18 protein-coding genes are annotated in these 17170 nt (G+C 73.6%); 6 read left to right on the forward strand and 12 right to left on the reverse strand.

Going from position 1 to position 17170, the window contains the following annotated elements:
* Positions 1–63: 63 nt before the first annotated feature.
* On the reverse strand, positions 64–558 hold the full coding sequence (locus ACY34K_RS14190; protein ID WP_462746755.1) for a rhodanese-like domain-containing protein: 495 nt from the start codon (positions 556–558) through the stop codon (positions 64–66).
* Positions 559–652: 94 nt separating this feature from the next.
* Between ACY34K_RS14190 and ACY34K_RS14195 the strand changes: the two genes are divergently transcribed.
* On the forward strand, positions 653–1099 hold the full coding sequence (locus ACY34K_RS14195; RefSeq protein ID WP_462746756.1) for an Lrp/AsnC family transcriptional regulator: 447 nt from the start codon (positions 653–655) through the stop codon (positions 1097–1099).
* Here ACY34K_RS14195 and ACY34K_RS14200 read toward each other — a convergent pair.
* From ACY34K_RS14200 to ACY34K_RS14210, 3 genes are all read right to left on the reverse strand, one after another.
* Positions 1089–4163 (reverse strand): AAA family ATPase, encoded by a 3075-nt coding sequence (locus tag ACY34K_RS14200; protein WP_462746759.1) that lies wholly within the window; start codon positions 4161–4163, stop codon positions 1089–1091. The two genes, ACY34K_RS14195 and ACY34K_RS14200, sit on opposite strands and share 11 nt — an antisense overlap.
* Positions 4160–5326, reverse strand: coding sequence for an exonuclease SbcCD subunit D (locus tag ACY34K_RS14205; RefSeq protein ID WP_462746761.1), 1167 nt, complete (start codon positions 5324–5326; stop codon positions 4160–4162). Before ACY34K_RS14205 ends, ACY34K_RS14200 begins: the two co-directional genes overlap by 4 nt.
* 96 nt (positions 5327–5422) lie before the next feature.
* The gene (locus ACY34K_RS14210; RefSeq protein ID WP_462746762.1) at positions 5423–6049 is read right to left on the reverse strand and encodes a YigZ family protein; all 627 of its coding nucleotides are present in this window, start codon (positions 6047–6049) and stop codon (positions 5423–5425) included.
* Between the two features lie 198 nt (positions 6050–6247).
* Between ACY34K_RS14210 and ACY34K_RS14215 the strand changes: the two genes are divergently transcribed.
* A complete protein-coding gene (locus tag ACY34K_RS14215) occupies positions 6248–6655 on the forward strand; it encodes a CoA-binding protein (protein WP_462746765.1) in 408 nt (135 codons plus the stop codon).
* 2 nt (positions 6656–6657) lie between these two features.
* Here the strand turns inward: ACY34K_RS14215 and ACY34K_RS14220 are convergent, their stop codons facing one another.
* Together ACY34K_RS14220 and ACY34K_RS14225 are read right to left on the reverse strand one after the other, a co-directional pair.
* Entirely contained in the window at positions 6658–7215 is a 558-nt protein-coding gene (locus ACY34K_RS14220) for a YbaK/EbsC family protein (RefSeq protein ID WP_462746766.1), read from the reverse strand.
* Between the two features lie 44 nt (positions 7216–7259).
* A complete protein-coding gene (locus ACY34K_RS14225) occupies positions 7260–7832 on the reverse strand; it encodes a helix-turn-helix domain-containing protein (protein ID WP_462746768.1) in 573 nt (190 codons plus the stop codon).
* Between the two features lie 92 nt (positions 7833–7924).
* Between ACY34K_RS14225 and ACY34K_RS14230 the strand changes: the two genes are divergently transcribed.
* Positions 7925–8791, forward strand: coding sequence for an EamA family transporter (locus tag ACY34K_RS14230; RefSeq protein ID WP_462746872.1), 867 nt, complete (start codon positions 7925–7927; stop codon positions 8789–8791).
* Here the strand turns inward: ACY34K_RS14230 and ACY34K_RS14235 are convergent, their stop codons facing one another.
* Positions 8792–9571: an acyltransferase gene (locus tag ACY34K_RS14235; RefSeq protein ID WP_462746770.1), complete on the reverse strand. Its 780-nt coding sequence runs from the start codon at positions 9569–9571 to the stop codon at positions 8792–8794. It lies immediately after the preceding gene.
* A 162-nt stretch (positions 9572–9733) separates the two neighbouring features.
* Here ACY34K_RS14235 and ACY34K_RS14240 point away from each other — a divergent pair, with 162 nt between their 5' ends.
* Entirely contained in the window at positions 9734–10264 is a 531-nt protein-coding gene (locus ACY34K_RS14240) for a gamma carbonic anhydrase family protein (protein ID WP_462746772.1), read from the forward strand.
* 15 nt (positions 10265–10279) lie between these two features.
* Here the strand turns inward: ACY34K_RS14240 and ACY34K_RS14245 are convergent, their stop codons facing one another.
* A complete protein-coding gene (locus ACY34K_RS14245; protein ID WP_462746774.1) occupies positions 10280–10948 on the reverse strand; it encodes a DedA family protein in 669 nt (222 codons plus the stop codon).
* 96 nt (positions 10949–11044) lie between these two features.
* Entirely contained in the window at positions 11045–11497 is a 453-nt protein-coding gene (locus ACY34K_RS14250) for a DUF4442 domain-containing protein (protein ID WP_462746775.1), read from the reverse strand.
* A gap of 94 nt (positions 11498–11591) precedes the next feature.
* Here ACY34K_RS14250 and ACY34K_RS14255 point away from each other — a divergent pair, with 94 nt between their 5' ends.
* Together ACY34K_RS14255 and ACY34K_RS14260 are read left to right on the forward strand one after the other, a co-directional pair.
* The gene (locus ACY34K_RS14255) at positions 11592–12653 is read left to right on the forward strand and encodes a hypothetical protein (protein WP_462746776.1); all 1062 of its coding nucleotides are present in this window, start codon (positions 11592–11594) and stop codon (positions 12651–12653) included.
* 146 nt (positions 12654–12799) lie between these two features.
* Complete coding sequence (locus tag ACY34K_RS14260; RefSeq protein WP_462746777.1) at positions 12800–14167, forward strand: MFS transporter; 1368 nt, start codon at positions 12800–12802, stop codon at positions 14165–14167.
* Here ACY34K_RS14260 and ACY34K_RS14265 read toward each other — a convergent pair.
* The 3 genes from ACY34K_RS14265 to tuf all read right to left on the reverse strand — a co-directional run bounded on the left by ACY34K_RS14265 (position 14129) and on the right by tuf (position 17112).
* The gene (locus ACY34K_RS14265; protein WP_462746779.1) at positions 14129–14974 is read right to left on the reverse strand and encodes a spermidine synthase; all 846 of its coding nucleotides are present in this window, start codon (positions 14972–14974) and stop codon (positions 14129–14131) included. The genes ACY34K_RS14260 and ACY34K_RS14265 overlap by 39 nt on opposite strands.
* A 9-nt stretch (positions 14975–14983) precedes the next feature.
* Entirely contained in the window at positions 14984–15838 is an 855-nt protein-coding gene (locus ACY34K_RS14270) for a patatin-like phospholipase family protein (protein ID WP_462746780.1), read from the reverse strand.
* Between the two features lie 83 nt (positions 15839–15921).
* A complete protein-coding gene (tuf, locus tag ACY34K_RS14275; protein WP_462746781.1) occupies positions 15922–17112 on the reverse strand; it encodes an elongation factor Tu in 1191 nt (396 codons plus the stop codon).
* Positions 17113–17170 lie beyond the last annotated feature (58 nt).

The raw sequence follows: 17170 nt of genomic DNA on the forward strand, positions 1-17170 counted from the left end.
CGTACGCCCGCGGGCCGGTCCGGGTCGTCGACCGGGACCGGCCCGCGAGCGTTCCTCCGAGGGTCAGCAGCCGCAGTCGTCGGCGTCGACCGGGGCGGTCAGGGGGTCGGCTTCGCGCTTCCGCTCGCCCTCCCAGGTGTCGTACGCGAACCCCTCGCGGGCCCAGTACTCGAAGCCGCCGAGCATCTCCTTGACCTGGTAGCCGAGTTCGGCGAGGGCGAGCGCCGCGCGGGTGGCGCCGTTGCAGCCGGGGCCCCAGCAGTAGGTGACGACCGGCACCGCCTTGTCGAGCAGCTGCTCGGCCTGCTCGGGAATGAGCGCGGTGGGCAGGTGGACGGCGCCGGGGATGTGGCCCTGGTCCCAGGAGGCGGTGGAGCGGGAGTCGAGGACGACGAAGCCTGGGTCGCCGCCGGCGGCGAGCGCGGCCGCGACGTCGGAGACGTCCGCGTGGAAGGCCAGGCTGGCCGAGAAGTGGGCGGCGGCAGCGGCGGGCGAGGCCGGCGGCACCCGCAGGACGGGGTTGGCGGCGGCGGAGGTGGCGTTCTGTGTCGTCGTCATGACCGAAAATCTATGATCGTTGATCATCTCGGTGAAGTGACGATCCACGGAGCTTCTCTTGATCGACCGGGGAATCACCTGCTATTCGTCGTCCATGAGCGGATTTTCACCGGACGCCACCGACTGGCGCATTCTGGAGGCCCTCCAGGGTCAGGGACGGGCCAGTTTCGCCGAGCTGGCGCGTGCCGTGTCGATGTCGGCGAGCGCCGTCACCGAGCGGGTCCGCAGACTGGAGGAGGCCGGAGTGATAGCCGGCTACACCGCGGTCGTGGACCAGGAGCGGCTCGGCCGGCCGATCCTCGCGTTCGTCCGGCTCCGCTATCCCAACGGCAACTACAAGCCGTTCCACGATCTGCTGGAGGCGACTCCGGAGATCCTGGAGGCCCACCATGTGACGGGCGACGACTGCTTCGTGCTGAAGGTCGCCGCCCGTTCGATGGGACACCTGGAGGAGATCTCCGGGAAGATCGGCGCGCTGGGCTCGGTGACGACCAGCGTCGTGTACTCCTCGCCGCTGCCGCGCCGCGCGATCAGCCGCTGATCGCCGCCCCGCCGGTGCGCAGCCGTACCGCCGAGCCGCCGCGTTCCTTGACGACCTCCAGCTGGGCGGGGATACGGCGGCGCAGATCGGCGACGTGGCTGACGATGCCGACGCTGCGGTCGCGTTCGCGCAGTGAGTCCAGGACGTCCAGTACCTCGTCGAGGGTCTGGTCGTCGAGGCTGCCGAAGCCCTCGTCGATGAAGAGCGTGTCGAGCCGGACGCCGCCGGCCTCGTCGGTGACGACGTCGGCCAGGCCCAGGGCGAGGGCGAGTGACGCGAAGAACGTCTCGCCGCCGGACAGGGTGGAGGTGTCGCGCTCGTTGCCGGTCCAGGCGTCGACGACGTGCAGGCCGAGCCCGGACCGCTTGCCGCCGGACCGTGCGTCGGAGTGGACGAGCGTGTAGCGCCCCGACGACATCCGCTGGAGGCGTGCGGAGGCCACGGCCGCGACCTGTTCGAGCCGGGCGGCCAGGACGTACGACTCCAGCCGCATCCTGCGCTCGTTCTCGGCGGAGGTGCCGGCGGTGAGGCCGGCGAGCCGCGCCACCCGGTCGTACTCCGCCCGCAGCGGGCCGAGCGCCCGGACCTCGGCGGCCGTGGCTGCGGACAGCCGGTCGAGTTCGGCGCACCGCTCGCGGTGGGCGGCGAGGGTGGTGCCGGCCTCGCGCACGGCGCGTTCGGCGGCGGTGTGGACGGTCTCGGCGGCCGCCGGATCGGCGGGCGGGCGTTCGGCGGCGACCCGGGTCTCCGGTTCGGCGAGCCGGTCGGCGACCGCGGCGGCCTCGGCCTGCCAGGCGTCCAGCCGGTGCTGGAGCTCGCGTCGGCGGGCGTCGTCGAGGAGCGCGTCGGCGGCCTCGGCGGGCGTGTCGAAGCCGGCGCGGAACGCCGCGTCGGCGAGCCGGTCGTCGGCCTCCTTCAGACGCCGGGCGGTCGCCTCGACGGTCCGTACGGCGTCGGCGGCGTCGACGAGGAGGGTGATCCTGCGCTCCAGCAGCGCGGCGTGCTCGGCCACGCCACCGGGCACATGGGCGAGTTCGGCGTCGATGACCGCCTGCTCGCGGTCGAGTGCCTCGCGGCGCGAGTCCCGTGCGGCGGCCCGTCGCTCGGCCTGCTGCCGTACGTCGACCCGCCGCCGGTACTCCCGCTCCGCCTGCTCCAGTTCCTCGCGTGCCGCGTGCATGCCGCCGGCGACCGCCCGGGCGTCGTCGTGTTCGCGCTCCAGCCGCCGGGCGGCGTCGGCCAGTTGGGCGACGGTCGGCGTCTCGTACTCATCGGTGTCTCCGGGGCCGGCCGCGGCGCGTTCGGCGGCGTCACCGCCCGGCGCCGCGTCCGCCCCGACCTCGGCCCGGGCGGCGGTCAGCGCCTCGCGGACCACGGCCAGTTCGCGTTCGGCGGCCGAGCGTGCCTCGTCCGCGCGGGTGTGCGCCTCGTACGCCGCGTCCTCCGTGGCGCGGTCCACGTGCTCGGCGTCGGCGCGGGCGGGCGCCGGGTGCTCCGCGGAGCCGCAGACCGCGCACGGCGCGCCGGCCGCGAGCCCGGCGGCGAGTTCGGCCGCGATGCCGCGCAGACGGCGCTCCCGCAGATCGAGCCATGTCTCATGGGCGGCGTTGGCGTGTTCACGCGCGGTCGCGAGACGGGTTCCGGCCGCGGCGGCGTCGCGGACGAGCGCGTCGCGGCGCCGTGCGGCGGCCAGCCGGCGCCGGGCCGGTTCCAGACGGCCCGCGAGGTGTTCGGCACGGGTCGCGGCCTCCTGGGCGGCCTCGACCCGCTCCTGGAGTGCCCGGCGGGTCGCCTCCCAGCCGGCCAGCCATCCGGCCGCCTCGTGGACGGTGTCCTCGTCGGCGCGGGCCTGCCGGTCCAGGTCCTCGCGTTCGGCGGCGATCTCGGTGCCGCGCCGTTCGGCGCGGCGTGCCGCTTCGAGTCCGCCGAGGTCCTGACGGAGCTGCCGTTCGAGCGCGGCGAGTTGCGCGGCGCCCGCGTCGGCGAGTTCGGGCGGCAGGCCGGCCCTGGCCCGGGCATGGGCGGCGGTCGCGGCGCGGTGCTCCCGCTCGGCCTCCTCGCGCAGGCTGAGCGGAGCTGCCACCCGCTCGGCCCTGCGGGCGCGTTCGAGCCGGGTCTGCCAGGTGTCGCGCTCGGCGCGCCGGGTGTCGAGGGCGTCCGCGCGGCGCCGGGCGTCGGCGTACCGCTGCTGGCGGGCGGCCAGTTCCCGCTCGTCGTCGAGGGCGCGCCGGGCGGCGGCCTGCCGGCTCTCGGCCGCGAGGAGCGCCAGGTCGGCGATGTCCAGCGCTTCACGGGCGCCGGAGCGGGCCACGGCGGCCCGGGCGAGGACGGCTTCCGCGAGCCCCGGGTCACCGGGCCTGCCGTCGGGGGCCGGCAGGCCGGCGGCGTCACCCGCGGCCTGGGCGGTCCGGTGGGCGAGGGCGAGGAGCCGCTCGTCGCCTTCCCGGACCTGCTGTTCGGCGGTGCGGCGCAGTTCGGCGAGGCGTTCCTCGACAGCGGCGAAGCGGCGGGTGTCGAACAGCCGGCCGAGGAGTTTGCCGCGCGCCTCGGCGTCGGCGCGCAGGAAACGGGCGAAGTCGCCCTGGGGCAGCAGGACGACCTGGCAGAACTGCTCGCGGCTCATGCCGAGCAGGTGGCCGATCTCCTCGCCGATCTCCTGGTGGGAGCGGCTGAGGCCGCGCCACTCACCGCTCTCGGCGTCGTACTCGCGCAGCCAGGTCTGGGCCTTCTCCTTGGTGAAGCCGGTGCCGCGCTTCTTGGGGCGCGGCTGTTCGGGACGGCGGGTGATCTCCAGCCGGCGTCCGCCGGCGCTGAGTTCGAGCAGGACTTCGGTGGGCGTGCCGGCCGGGGCGTGGTCGCTGCGCAGCGGGATTCCGGAGCCCTGACGCGCGCCGGGTACCGCGCCGTACAGCGCGTAGCAGACGGCGTCGAGGACGGAGGTCTTGCCGGCGCCGGTCGGGCCGTGCAGCAGGAAGAGCCCCGCCTCGGACAGCGCGTCGAAGTCGACGGTCTGGGCGGTGCCGAAGGGGCCGAAGCCGGTGATGACGAGACGGTGCAGCCTCACCCGGTCACCTCGCGCTCGGCCATGTCCACCCGCACATGGTCGAAGGCGCCGTGGAGCGCCGCGCGTTCGGGCTCGTCGGGCCCGGTTCCGCCGCGTACGTGGGCCACGAAGTCCTCCGCGATCTGCTGGTCGCTGCGCCCGCGCAGGCGCTTGGCGTACGACAGGAGGGGCTGGTCGCCGGCCCGTTCGGGCTCGAAGACGAGGCTGAGGGTGTGCGGGAAGCGCTCGGTGAGGCGGGCCATGGGTTCGGCCGGGCGCACGTCGTCGGTGAGGGTGGCCTCGACCCAGGACGCTTCGTGAGGGGTCAGCGTGGGGTCGGCCAGCAGTTCGTCGAGGCGGCCGCGGATCCGGGCGAGGGGGCGGGGCACCGGACAGTCGACGCGCTCGGCGGTGATCTCCCCGGTGGCGCCGAGGTCGACGAGCCACATGGACTTGCGGTGGGTGGCTTCGGAGAAGGAGTAGGCGAGGGGGGAGCCGGAGTAGCGCACGCGGTCGGTGAGGGCCTGGCTGCCGTGGAGGTGTCCGAGGGCCACGTAGTCGACACCGTCGAAGACGCCGGCGGGTACGGCGGCTACGCCGCCTACGGTGATGTCGCGTTCGCTGTCGCTGGGGGCGCCGCCGGCGACGAAGGCGTGGGCGAGGACGACGGAGCGGGTGCCGGGGGCCCGGTCCGCCAGGTCGGCGCGGACCCGGTCCATGGCGGCGCCCAGGACGGCCTCGTGTCCGGCCTTGGCGACCCCGAGCCGGTCGCGGACCAGGGCCGGTTCGAGGTAGGGCAGTCCGTAGAAGGCGACGTCACCGTGTGGGTCGCTCAGCAGGACGGGGGTGCCGGCGCCGGCCGGGTCGGTCCTCAGGTGGATGCCGGCGCGCTCGATGAGGCCGGCGCCGACGCCGAGCCTGCGTGCGGAGTCGTGGTTCCCGGAGATCATGACGGTCGGTACGCCGGCCTCGGCCAGGCGGTGCAGGGCGGTGTCGAACAGCTCGACGGCGGGCAGTGGGGGTACGGCCCGGTCGTAGATGTCGCCCGCGACGAGCACCACGTCCACGTCGCACTCGCGCACGGTGGCCAGGAGGTGGTCGAGGAACGCGGCCTGGGCGTCGAGCAGGCCGACGCGGTGGAACGAGCGCCCCAGGTGCCAGTCCGACGTGTGCAGCATCCTCACCGCGCGTCCCCGCCCCTCATGTCTTCCTCTCCTCGCCCCCGGCGCCGGCCCCTGTTCGCCGCGCGGTCCGTCACGGACCACAGTTTCCCATCGGTTTCAGGCGTCGCCGTACGCCTCGCCGCCCAGGGCGAGCGTGGCGGTGCCGGCCGTCGCGTCGGCGAGCCAGGCGCGGAAGGCGGCGACGCCGGCGTCGGGCAGGCCGATCTCGATCGTGACGGCCTCGGCGTAGCGCACGTCGCGCACCGTGCGGCCGGTCGCGCGCAGGTCGTTCTCGAGCTTCCCGGCCCGCTGGTGGTCGACGGTGAGGGTGGCGAGCCGGAACCGCTGCCGGGTGAGGGTGCCGATCTCGTCGAGCGCCTCGCCGACCACCCCGCCGTACGCCCGGATCAGTCCCCCGGCGCCGAGCTTGACTCCGCCGTAGTAGCGGGTGACGACGGCGGCGGCGTACCGGATCTCGCGCCGCATGAGCATCTGCAGCATCGGCACTCCGGCCGTGCCGCCCGGTTCGCCGTCGTCGCTCGCCTTCTGTACGGCGGCGTCGGCGCCGATGACGTACGCGAAGCAGTTGTGGGTGGCGGTCGGGTGCTCCCTGCGGACGCGTGCCACGAAGTCCTGCGCCTCCTCCTCGGTCGCGGCGGGCGCGAGGGCGCAGATGAAGCGCGATCGGTTGATCTCGGTCTCGTGCACGCCCTCACGGGCGACCGTCCGGTACTGCTCCTGCATCCCACCACCCTAATGCGGGCGCGTGCGGCTGCCCGCGGCGCCCGCCGGGCGGTCCACCGGGGCGGGGCGGGCGTACCGGGGCTCCCGGACGGGCCGCGGGGGGAATCTCTCGCTTCGGCCGCGCGTTTCCGCTTGCGGCGGTCGTCAGCCGCGCTCCGGCCCCGGGGCGGCGGTCGGGCCCGGACCTGGAGGCAGAGCGTGCAGAGCGAGTCGGAGACCATCCGCCGGATCCTCACCGAGTCGGGTGACACCTGGGCGGTGGTGGGGCTCTCGAACAACCGGTCCCGCGCGGCGTACGGCGTCGCCGAGGTGCTGCAGCGGTTCGGCAAGCGGATCGTGCCGGTGCATCCGAAGGCGGAGACCGTCCATGGGGAGCAGGGGTACGCGTCGCTCGCGGACATCCCGTTCCCCGTGGACGTCGTGGACGTGTTCGTCAACAGCGACCTGGCGGGGCCGGTGGCCGACGAGGCGGTGGCGAAGGGTGCCAGGGCGGTCTGGTTCCAGCTCGGTGTGATCGACGACGAGGCGTACGAGCGCACGCGGGCGGCGGGGCTCGACATGGTGATGGACCGCTGTCCCGCCATCGAGATCCCGCGGCTGGGCTGACCTCAGCGCAGGCCGAGACCCTCCAGCGGTACCGCGCCCGGCAGGCCGGCGAAGGCCTTGCCGGGCACGATCAGCTTGCCCCGTCGGCGGCCGCTGCCGATCAGCACCCACGCGGTGTCGACGACCGCGGGGTCGACGAGCAGCGGCCAGTCGACGGGCAGGCCGATCGGGGTGATCCCGCCGTACTCCATGCCGGTCTCACCGGTCGCGGTGTCCATGGGGGCGAAGGAGACCTTGCGGGCGCCGAGGTGCCGGCGCACCGCTCCGTTGACGTCGACCCTGGTGTTCGACTTGACCAGACAGGCCGCCAGTGCGCTCGTCCCGCCGCGCTTCGCGGCGACGACGACGCAGTTCGCGGAGGCGTCCAGGAGGTCCTGGCCGTGGTGCTCGACGAAGACGGCGGTGTCGGCGACGGCCGGGTCGGTGTCGACGTACAGCAGCTGGTCGGCGGGCACGGCGCCCTGCCATGCGCGGACGGCGTCGGCGACGGGCGGGGTGAGCTCGTCGAGGCAGTCGGGGGCGGGGCGGGCGTGGTCGAAGTCGCCGATGGGTGCGCGCATGCCCCCCACGCTAACAACGGCGCCGTGGCGGCCGGTTGGCCGTCTCAGCGTACGGGCGGGATGGAGACGGCCATGGTCATCCGGACCGTCTCGTCGCCGTCGTTGCGGTAGGCGTGCGGGACGTTGGACTCGAAGACGGCGGACGTCCCGGCGGGTACGCGGTGGGGTACGCCGTCGACCTCCAGGGTCAGTTCGCCCGCGCTGACGTGCAGCAGCTCGGTCGTCCCGTCCGGGTGGGGGTCGGAGGAGCTCGCGTCGCCGGGCATCAGCGTCCAGGACCACAGCTCCAGCGGGCCGCGCGCCTCGGCGCCGACGAGCAGGGTGGTGCTGCTGCCCTTCTCGGTGGACCACATGCGTACCGCCTGCTCCGCCGGTACGAGCCGGACGTGCGGGCCCTGCTCGTAGTCGAGCAGGGTGGTGATCGAGACGCCGAGCGCGTCGGCGAGCTTGACCGTGGTGCCCACGCTCGGGTTCGTCCGCGCCTGCTCGATCTGGATGATCATGCCGCGGCTCACGCCCGCCCGCGCGGCGAGCGCGTCGAGCGTGAAGCCCCGCTCACCGCGCCAGCGCTTGAGGTTGCGGGCGAGCGACTGGGTGAGCTGGTCGAGGTCCGACACATTCCGTCCAATATATTGGATGACATAGTTCAATGGACTGCACTACGGTGTGGTGCACCCCCGTGTTGACCGCACTGTACTGCGAGGACGTCATGACAGCACTGTTCGCCCTGGCCACCAGCCTCCTGTGGGGGCTGGCCGACTTCGGCGGCGGCCTGCTCACCCGGCGTACGCCCGCCCTGACCGTCGTCGTGGCCTCCCAGACCGTCGCCGTCGTGGTCCTCGGGGCGGTCGTGGTCGCGACCGGCGGCTGGAGCGAGGCGGGACCGCGACTCTGGTACGCGGTGGCGGCCGGCGCGGTGGGCCCCGCCGCGATGCTCGCCTTCTACAAGGCGCTGGCGCTCGGCCCCATGGGGGTGGTGTCCCCGCTCGGCTCCCTCGGCGTGCTGGTGCCGGTCTCGATCGGCCTCCTGCTCGGCGACCGGCCCGGGCTGCTGCAGTTCGCGGGCATCGGTGTGGCGACAGCGGGGGTCGTACTGGCCGGCGGGCCGGAGCTGCGCGGGGCAGCGGTGCAGCGGCAGGCGGTGCTGCTCACACTCGTGGCCGCGCTCGGGTTCGGCTCGGTGATGGCGCTGATCGCCGAGGCGTCGTCCACGATCACGGGGCTGTTCCTCGCGCTGTTCGTGCAGCGCGTCGCCAATGTCGCGGTAGGCGGCGCGGCGCTGTACGTGTCGGTGAAGCGGGGCGGCCGGGCGCTGCCCGAGGACGGCGGCGGGCGCGTGGTCCTGGTCTCCCTGCCCGCCCTGGCGTTCGTCGGCCTGGCGGACGTCGCCGCGAACGGTACGTACTCGATCGCCGCACAGAACGGGCCGGTCACCGTCGCCGCGGTCCTCGCCAGCCTCTACCCGGTGGTGACGGCGCTCGCGGCCCGCGGGGTGCTCGGGGAGCGGCTGCGGCCGGTCCAGGCCGCCGGCGCGGGGCTCGCGCTGGTCGGCACGGTGCTCCTGGCGAGCGGCTGATCAGCCGGCCTCCGGGGCCGGCTCGGCCAGTTCCGCCGGCTCGGCCAGTTCCGCCAGTTCCGCCAGCGCGGACAGCTGTTGCGGCGTGACGCCGTCCGGGATCGGCACGGGAGCGGGCGTGCGCAGCGGGGGCTGCCAGCCGCCCTCCGCGTCCCAGCGGCGCACGACGCGGGCGGGCGCCCCGGCCACCACCGCGTGGTCGGGCACCTCGCCCCGCACAACGGCGCCCGCGGCCACCACCACGTTGCGGCCGATCCGGGCACCCGGGAGGATCACCGCCCCGGTTCCGAGCCAGCAGCCCGGCCCGATCTCCACCGGTTCGGAGCGGGGCCACTGACGGCCGATGGGGGTGTGCGGATCGTCGTAGCTGTGGTTGGTCGAGGTGATGTAGACGTACGGCCCGCAGAAGGTGTCGGCGCCGACCGTCACGGCGGCGTCGGCGATGACATGGCTGCCGCGCCCGAGGACCACGCCGTTGCCGAGTGTGAGGATCGGATCGGGGCCGAGGTCGAGACCGGGCATCATCCCGGCGGTGAGCGTCACCTGCTCGCCGATGATGCAGTGGTCGCCGAGCTCGATCCACTCCTCGCCGAAGACGGTGCCCTGGGGGAAGGCCAGCCGGGTGCCGGGGCCTAGCCGGCGGAAACGCAGCCGTCCGGGGTGCTCGGCGGTGACCGCGCCCGCCTCCTGCATCCACCGCCAGCCGCACTGCACGGCGCGGCCGGCGAGCCGGCGCCGCCAGGCGGTGAGGGATGAGAACGTGTTTCTGTTCTTCGGCACCCGCACACGGTAGTCGGCCGGGTGGCGGGTGGCCGGTGTCACGGCCTGTGATGTTCGCCCCACGCCCACGACCGGCGGGGGTGTCGCCCGGAGCGAGAAGTACAGGTTCTATCGTTCCCCCGGCGCGACGGAACAGCACTTCCGGCACATGAGGAGCAGGCGATGGCAGAGCGGGCGTTGATCACCGGCGTGGGCGGCAAGGAACCGAAGGTGGACGCGGAGGCGTTCGCCGCGCCGACGTCCGTGGTGGTCGGCGACGTGACGATGGCCCGGGGTTCGAGCGTCTGGTACCACACGGTGCTGCGCGCGGACTGCGGCCCGATCGTCCTCGGCGCCGACAGCAACATCCAGGACAACTGCACGGTCCATGTCGACCCGGGCTTTCCCGTCACGGTCGGCGAACGCGTCTCGGTCGGCCACAACGCCGTCCTGCACGGCTGCACCGTGGAGGACGACGTGCTCGTGGGCATGGGGGCCACGGTCCTCAACGGCGCCCACATCGGCGCGGGCTCGCTGATCGCCGCCCAGGCTCTGGTGCCGCAGGGGATGCGGGTGCCGCCCGGCTCACTGGTCGCGGGCGTCCCCGCCAAGGTCAAGCGGGAGCTGACGGACGAGGAGCGGGCGGGCATCGAGCTGAACGCGGAGATGTACCTGCATCTGGCGCGGGCCCACGCCGAGGCCCACGGGGCCTGAGCGGGACGTCCGGCGTCAGTCGGTGGTCGCGGCCGCGACCGGCTCCGGGGCCGGCGCGGCCGCCTTGGCCTCCGCCGCGGCGGCGGCCTTCTTCGCCCGGTTCTTGAGGAGCAGCATCGAGGTGAGGCCCACCAGGACCGCGAGGACCAGTCCGAGCCAGGAGAAGCGCTTGAGCCAGGCCTCGGCGACGACACCGACCGAGTAGATGACCGCGGTGGTGCCGCCCGCCCACAGGATGCCGCCGAAGACATTGGCGATGAGGAACTTCCAGTACGGCATCCGCAGCACACCTGCGAGCGGGCCGGCGAAGATCCGCAGCAGGGCCACGAAGCGGCCGAAGAAGACGGCCCACATGCCCCACTTCTCGAAGGACCGTTCCGCCATCGCGATGTTGGCTTCGCTGAAGTGCTTGGGGAACTTACCCCCGAGCCAGGCGAGCAGCGGCCGGCCGCCCCTGCGGCCGATGGCGTAGCCGATCGAGTCACCGATGATCGCGCCCGCCGTGGCGCAGGCGCCGAGGATGTACGGGTTGATGTCCCCGTGCTGGGACGCGAGGAGCGCCGAACTGACGAGAACGATCTCGCCCGGCAGCGGGATACCGAGGCTCTCGAGCCCGATCACCACCCCCACCAGGAGGTAGATACTGACCGCTGGAACGGTCTCGAGCCACTCCTGGACGTGCAACGCCGGCTCCTCCGTACTCGACCTGTGACTGCGCGGCGTGCGCGGCGTCGCGCACGCCGGGGCAGCCTACCTCGTCATCGCACGGGAGCCGGGGCGTCAGGAGCTGGGGCGCAGGGTCCAGACGATGGTCATCTCGCCGGTCACGGCGCCGTCCTCGCGGGTGATCTCGATGTTCACCGGGAATTCGGGGCGCTGTCCGGCGTCCAGCTCGGCGATCACCTCGGCCTTGGTGCGGCCCAGCGTGGCGGTGGCGGTGACGACGCCCATGGCGAGCTTCTTGTAGCCGATCTCGGCCTTGACGGCGAGAGGCACGGCCCGGCCCATCTGGTCGCCGAAGGCACCGATGACGATGGCGCCGCTGGCGGACTCGCCGAGGGTGAACATCGCTCCCGCGTGGGGGCCGCCGACGTGGTTGTGGAAGTCGCTCTGGTCGGGCAGCCGGAGGACGGCGCGCTCGGCGGTCGCTTCCACGACCTCCAGGTTCAGGGTCTTGGCCATGGGAACAGTGGCCAGCAGCATCTCGCCGATGTTCGGCAGGGTCTCGGACATGCCCCGAAGTTACCAGCCAGTAGGAAGTATGGGAACCCGGTGCCGGGGGGCCGGGCGTGGCACCCACCACCCCGCCCCTCTATGGTTACTCGCCATGTGGCCAGGACAGCAGCCGCCCGGGGGCGAGCAGAACCCGCAGGACCAGAACGCGAATCCGTACCAGCAGCCGGGGTACCAGCAGCCGAACCCGTATCAGCAGCCGCCCACCGCGCCGCAGTACGGCGTTCCGGGCCAGCCCGGCCAGCCGGGGTACCAGCAACCCAACCCGTACCAGCAGCCCACCGTGCCGCAGTACGCCGTGCCGGGGCAGCCTCCCGGCCCGCCCGTGCCTCCGCCGGGCAACAACGACAAGAAGAAGACGACGATCGTGGCGATCGTCGCGGCCACCGCGGTCGTCGCGGCGGCCGGTGTCACCGGTTTCCTGGTCCTCAAGGACGGCGACGACAAGAAGGACACGGCGGACGGCGGCGGCAAGCCCTCGACGAGCGCGTCGAAGCCCGCCGACTCCTCCCCCTCCGCGATCGACAACCCTCGTGACGGCTCCGGACTGAAGCCGACCATCGAGGGCTGGAAGGTCGTCTTCAACCCCAAGTACGGCACGCTGTTCGACGTTCCGGCCGACTGGGAGGTCTCGGGGCCGGGCAAGGTCACCTTCTTCGAGGACGAGAAGAAGGGCGACGGCACCCCCGTCGTCACCATGTCCTCGCCGGCGCACTACAAGAGCAAGTGGTGCACCGAGGACACGAACAAGGACGGCCGCGACGAGACGTGGGGCCTGTCCACCGTGGGCACCAAGGGCGGCCAGGGCGCCAAGGACACCGCGGAGGCGGCCTACAACGAGGCCGGCAACTGGGTGTGGGCCGGCTACGCGCAGACCGAGGCCAAGGGCTTCATCAAGATCACCAAGGCCGTGCCGTACACCTCCAAGTCCGGCCTCACGGGACACGTCGCCACCGGCTCCGCGCTGAACACCAAGAAGAGCGGCAAGTGCGACACGGACGGCAAGTCCATCGCGTTCTCCTTCAAGAACAAGAAGGGCGACTTCTCGTCCTGGGTGCTCTACGCCAACACGGGCATCAAGGACGAGGTGCCGGAAGCCACGATCCAGAAGATCCTGAGCACGGTGCGGCTCGCCGACACCGAACCGGAGTCGTAGGCACCGGGGCCGGGCGAAGAACACGGCGGCCGGAGTCGGGCCCGCGTGGCCGGAGTCGGGCCCGCGTGGCCGGATGCAGATCCTGACTCCGGCCCGGCCGGGAAAAGACTTTGGCACGGGGCGGCGCCGGCGGGGATAGTCCGGGGGTGAGAACTCCCGCCGCCCCACCCGCTCCCGGCTCCGGACAGAGCCCCCGCCGCCGTCCGGAATGGGCCGGCCGCAACTACACACTGCTGACGGCCTCCGCGGTCATCACGCACCTGGGCACCCACGGTGCGCTGATCGCGGCGGCGTTCGCGGTGCTGGAGTCCGGTGGGGACGGCGGCGACGTCGGACTCGTCGCCGCCGCCCGCACCCTCCCCCTCGTTCTCTTCCTGCTCATCGGCGGGGCCGTCGCCGACCGCCTCCCCCGCCACCGGGTGATGGTCGCCGCCAACGCCCTCAACTGCGTGTCCCAGGCGGCCTTCGCCGTCCTCGTGCTCGCGGGCGACCCCCAGCTGTGGCAGATGATGCTGCTGACCGCGCTGTGCGGCACCGGCCAGGCGTTCTTCAGCCCCGCCGCCGAGGGCATGCTCCTGTCCAGCGTCAGCGGCGAACACGCCAGTCGCGCCTTCGCGCTCTTCCGCATGGCCTCCAGCGGCGCGGGCATCGGCGGGGCCGCGCTCGGCGGCGCCATGATCGCGGTGTGGGGACCCGGCTGGGTGCTGGCCGTCGACGCGGCGGCCTTCGCGCTGGCGGGAGCGCTGCGGGCGTTCCTCGACGTCGGGCACATCGCGGAACGCGCCCCCGGCGGCGGGCTTCTGGCCGATCTGCGCGACGGCTGGACAGAGGTCGTCAGCAGGCCCTGGCTCTGGTCGATCGTGGCGCAGTTCTCGGTGGTGGTGGCGGTGGTCGGCGCGGCCGAGTCCGTGTACGGGCCGCTGGTCGCCGAGGACGAGCTGGGCGGCGCGCGGCCGTGGGGCCTGGCGCTCGCCGCGTTCGGCGCCGGCACCCTGGTCGGGGCGCTGCTGATGATGCGCTGGAAGCCGCGGCGGATGCTGCTCGTGGGCACGCTGTGCGTCTTCCCGCTGGCGCTGCCGTCCGCGGCGCTCGCCGTCCCTCTGCCGGGCTACGGGCTGGCGGCGGTGATGTTCGTCAGCGGTGTGGCGATCGAGGGCTTCGGCGTGGCCTGGATGACCGCACTGCACCAGGAGATACCGGAGGACAAGCTCTCCCGCGTCTCGGCGTACGACTGGTTCGGCTCCACCGCGATGCTGCCGCTGTCCACCGCGCTGGCGGGACCCGCCGAGGACCTGTTCGGGCGCCGGGAGGCGCTGTGGGGGTGCGCGGCCCTGATCGTGGTGGTGACGGCGCTGGTCCTGCTCGTCCCCGACGTACGGAACCTGACACGGCGTACGAAGGAGGTGGCGGCGGAGCCGGTGGCGGCAGCGGCCCACGCGGCGGACTCGGCGCCCGACGCGGCGCCGGGGGCCGCGTCAGCCGATGCCGAAGGCGCCGTCGGGCGGCTCGGGTGACGCCACGGCGTCCTCGTCCCGTACGGGCCGGGCGCCTCCGGTGAAGCGGGCCAGCGACGGGCCGTGCTCCACGCGTGCGGGGAACGCGTCGGCGGCGGTGCGGCGGGCGAGGGTGGCCGTGTCGATCGGCCGGTGCGAGGCGGCCAGCACCGCGTTCCCGAACCGCCGGCCGCGCAGTACGGCGGGCTCGGCGACCATCGCCAGCTCCTCGAACACGGCGCCGAAGGTGGCCAGCTGGGAGCGGAGGAACGCGAACGGCGCGCCGTCCGCGAGGTTGGCGAGGTAGACCCCGTCCGGCCGCAGCACCCGCTCTGCGGCCCGCGCGTACTCCACGGACGTCAGGTGCGCCGGCACCCGGGACCCTCCGAAGACGTCCGCGATCAGCACGTCGGCCGAGGCCGCCGGTGCCGCTTCCAGCCAGGCCCGGGCGTCCGCTCCGTGCACGGCGATGCCCGAGCCGGCGGGCAGCGGCAGCTGTTCGGCGACCAGCGCGATGAGGCCTCGGTCGGCCTCCACCACGTCCTGCCGGGAGCCGGGCCGGGTCGCGGCGAGCCAGCGGGGCAGGGTGAGCGCCCCACCTCCGAGGTGCAGCACGTCGAGCGGACCGCCCTCGGGCGCGGCACAGTCCACGGCGTGGGCGAGGCGGCGGGCGTACTCGAACTCGAGGTGTGCGGGATCGTCCAGGTCGACGTACGACTGGGGTGCTCCGTCGATCGTCAGCAGCCAGGCCCGGTCCCGGTCCACGTCCGGCATCAGCTTCGCGGTGCCCCGGTCGATGTCGCGGAGTACGGGGAGCGGCTCGTTCACCACCCCACCTTACGGCGCCATGACGGCGGCCACTTCCCCGGCGTGGGCGGCGGCCTGGGCGCGGCCGGCGCGCGCGGCGGGAGCGCGGCGGGACGGGTCGAGCGCATTGCGGCCGAAGGCCTGCCTGGCGGTGGTGTCCGGGGTGATGACGGCGACCCGGGCTCCCGCGGCCCGCAGCCGTTCGGCCTGCGTCCGCGGGGAGAGGATCACCTTGTTGCCGGCGGCACTGGGCGCGACGACGACCACCCTGTCGTAGCCGGCGGCGAGGTGGGCGTTGGCCGTGGAGTGCAGGCCGCCGTCGACCCAGGTCCGGCCCCGGGCGGTCGCGACGGGCCATACGCCGGGGACGGCGCAGCTCGCGGTGACGGCGTCGACCAGGGAGACGCCGCTCGTCCGGTCGAAGGTCTCCAGTTCGCCGGTGACGGCGTCGACGGCGGTGACGAGCAGCGGCCGGGCGGGCCAGTCGGGCGAGACGAGCCGGTGGGCGATCATCTCGCGGCGCGCCGACGGGCCGACGGCCGTACGGGCGCCGAGCGCCAGCCGCCCGAGCTTGCGGCCGTAGGCCTCCGGGGTGCGGGAGGTGAGCACGGCGAGCGCGTACCGTGCGACGGTCATCGCGCCGAGCCGCCCGGTGGGCTGCCCTTCGGGCGGGGTGAGCTGGTCCTCGTAGAGCTCGGCGAGGGTCCGTACGCCGGAGAGCAGATCGGCGCCGACGGCGGAGCCGGCGGAACTGCCGATGACGACGTCGGCGGTGGACAGGTCCGTGCCCGCCTCCGCGATGCCGTGCAGTATGCCGATCTCCCATCCGGTGCCGGTCAGTCCCCCGGCGCCCAGCACCAGCGCGGTTTTCCCCGTTCCTGTCATGGGGGCAGTCTGCCGGGCGCCCAACTGCCCGTTTCCACCGGGGTGTTGTTTCCCGGTGGAAACGGGCGGGGAGCCGGCCGCCGTCAGAGAACCTCGGTGACCGTTCCGGCGCCGACGGTGCGGCCGCCCTCGCGGATCGCGAAGCCGAGCCCCGGCTCCAGCGGTACGTCACGGCCGAGTTCGACGGTCATGGTGACCGTGTCGCCGGGCCTGGCGACCGCCCGCTCGCCGAGGTCCACGTCGCCGACGACGTCCGCGGTCCGGAGGTAGAACTGCGGCCGGTAGCCGGTCGAGACGGGTGTGGTGCGTCCGCCCTCCCGGCCGGACAGGACGTACACCTGCGCGGTGAAGCGCCGGTTCGGTACGACGCTGCCGGGCGCCGCCACGACGTGGCCGCGGCGGACGGCCTCACGCGGCACCCCGCGCAGCAGCAGCGCGACGTTGTCACCGGCCTGCGCGGACTCCATCGGCTTGCCGAAGGTCTCCAGTCCGATGACGACCGTCTCGGCCGTCTTCGCCGCCCCGGTGTCGCCGAGCACCTCGACGCGGTCGCCGACACGTACGGTGCCGCGCTCGACGGCGCCCGTGACGACGGTCCCGCGCCCGGTGATGGTGAGCACGTTCTCCACGGGCAGCAGGAACGGCGCGTCGACATACCGCTCGGGCATGGGCACATAGGTGTCCACGGCGTCGAGCAGCGCCTCGACGGCCCCGGTCCAGCGCGGGTCGCCCTCCAGGGCCCTGAGCCCGGAGACCCGCACGACCGGTACGGCGTCGCCGCCGTAGCCGTGGGCGGTGAGCAGTTCGCGCACCTCCAGCTCGACGAGGTCGGTGATCTCGTCGTCGCCCGCGTCGGCCTTGTTGAGGGCCACGACGATGTGGTCGACGCCCACCTGGCGGGCGAGGAGCACGTGCTCGGCGGTCTGCGGCATGATCCCGTCGAGCGCGGAGACGACGAGGATCGCCCCGTCGAGCTGTGCGGCTCCGGTGACCATGTTCTTGATGTAGTCGGCGTGGCCGGGCATGTCGACGTGGGCGTAGTGCCGGGTGTCGGTCTCGTACTCGACGTGCGCGATGTTGATGGTGATGCCCCGCTGGGCCTCCTCCGGCGCACGGTCGATGCGGTCGAAGGAGACGTAGGAGGTGCTGCTGCCGGAGCGCTCGCTGAGGACCTTGGTGATGGCGGCGGTCAGGGTGGTCTTGCCGTGGTCGACGTGGCCCATGGTGCCGATGTTGAGGTGCGGCTTGGTGCGCACGTATGCCGTCTTGGGCATGGCCGGTGCGGTTCCTTCCCGGAACTGGAAGCGGTGACGACCTCCTGCTCGGGATCGA

The organism is Streptomyces sp. STAM6, assembly GCF_054963715.1.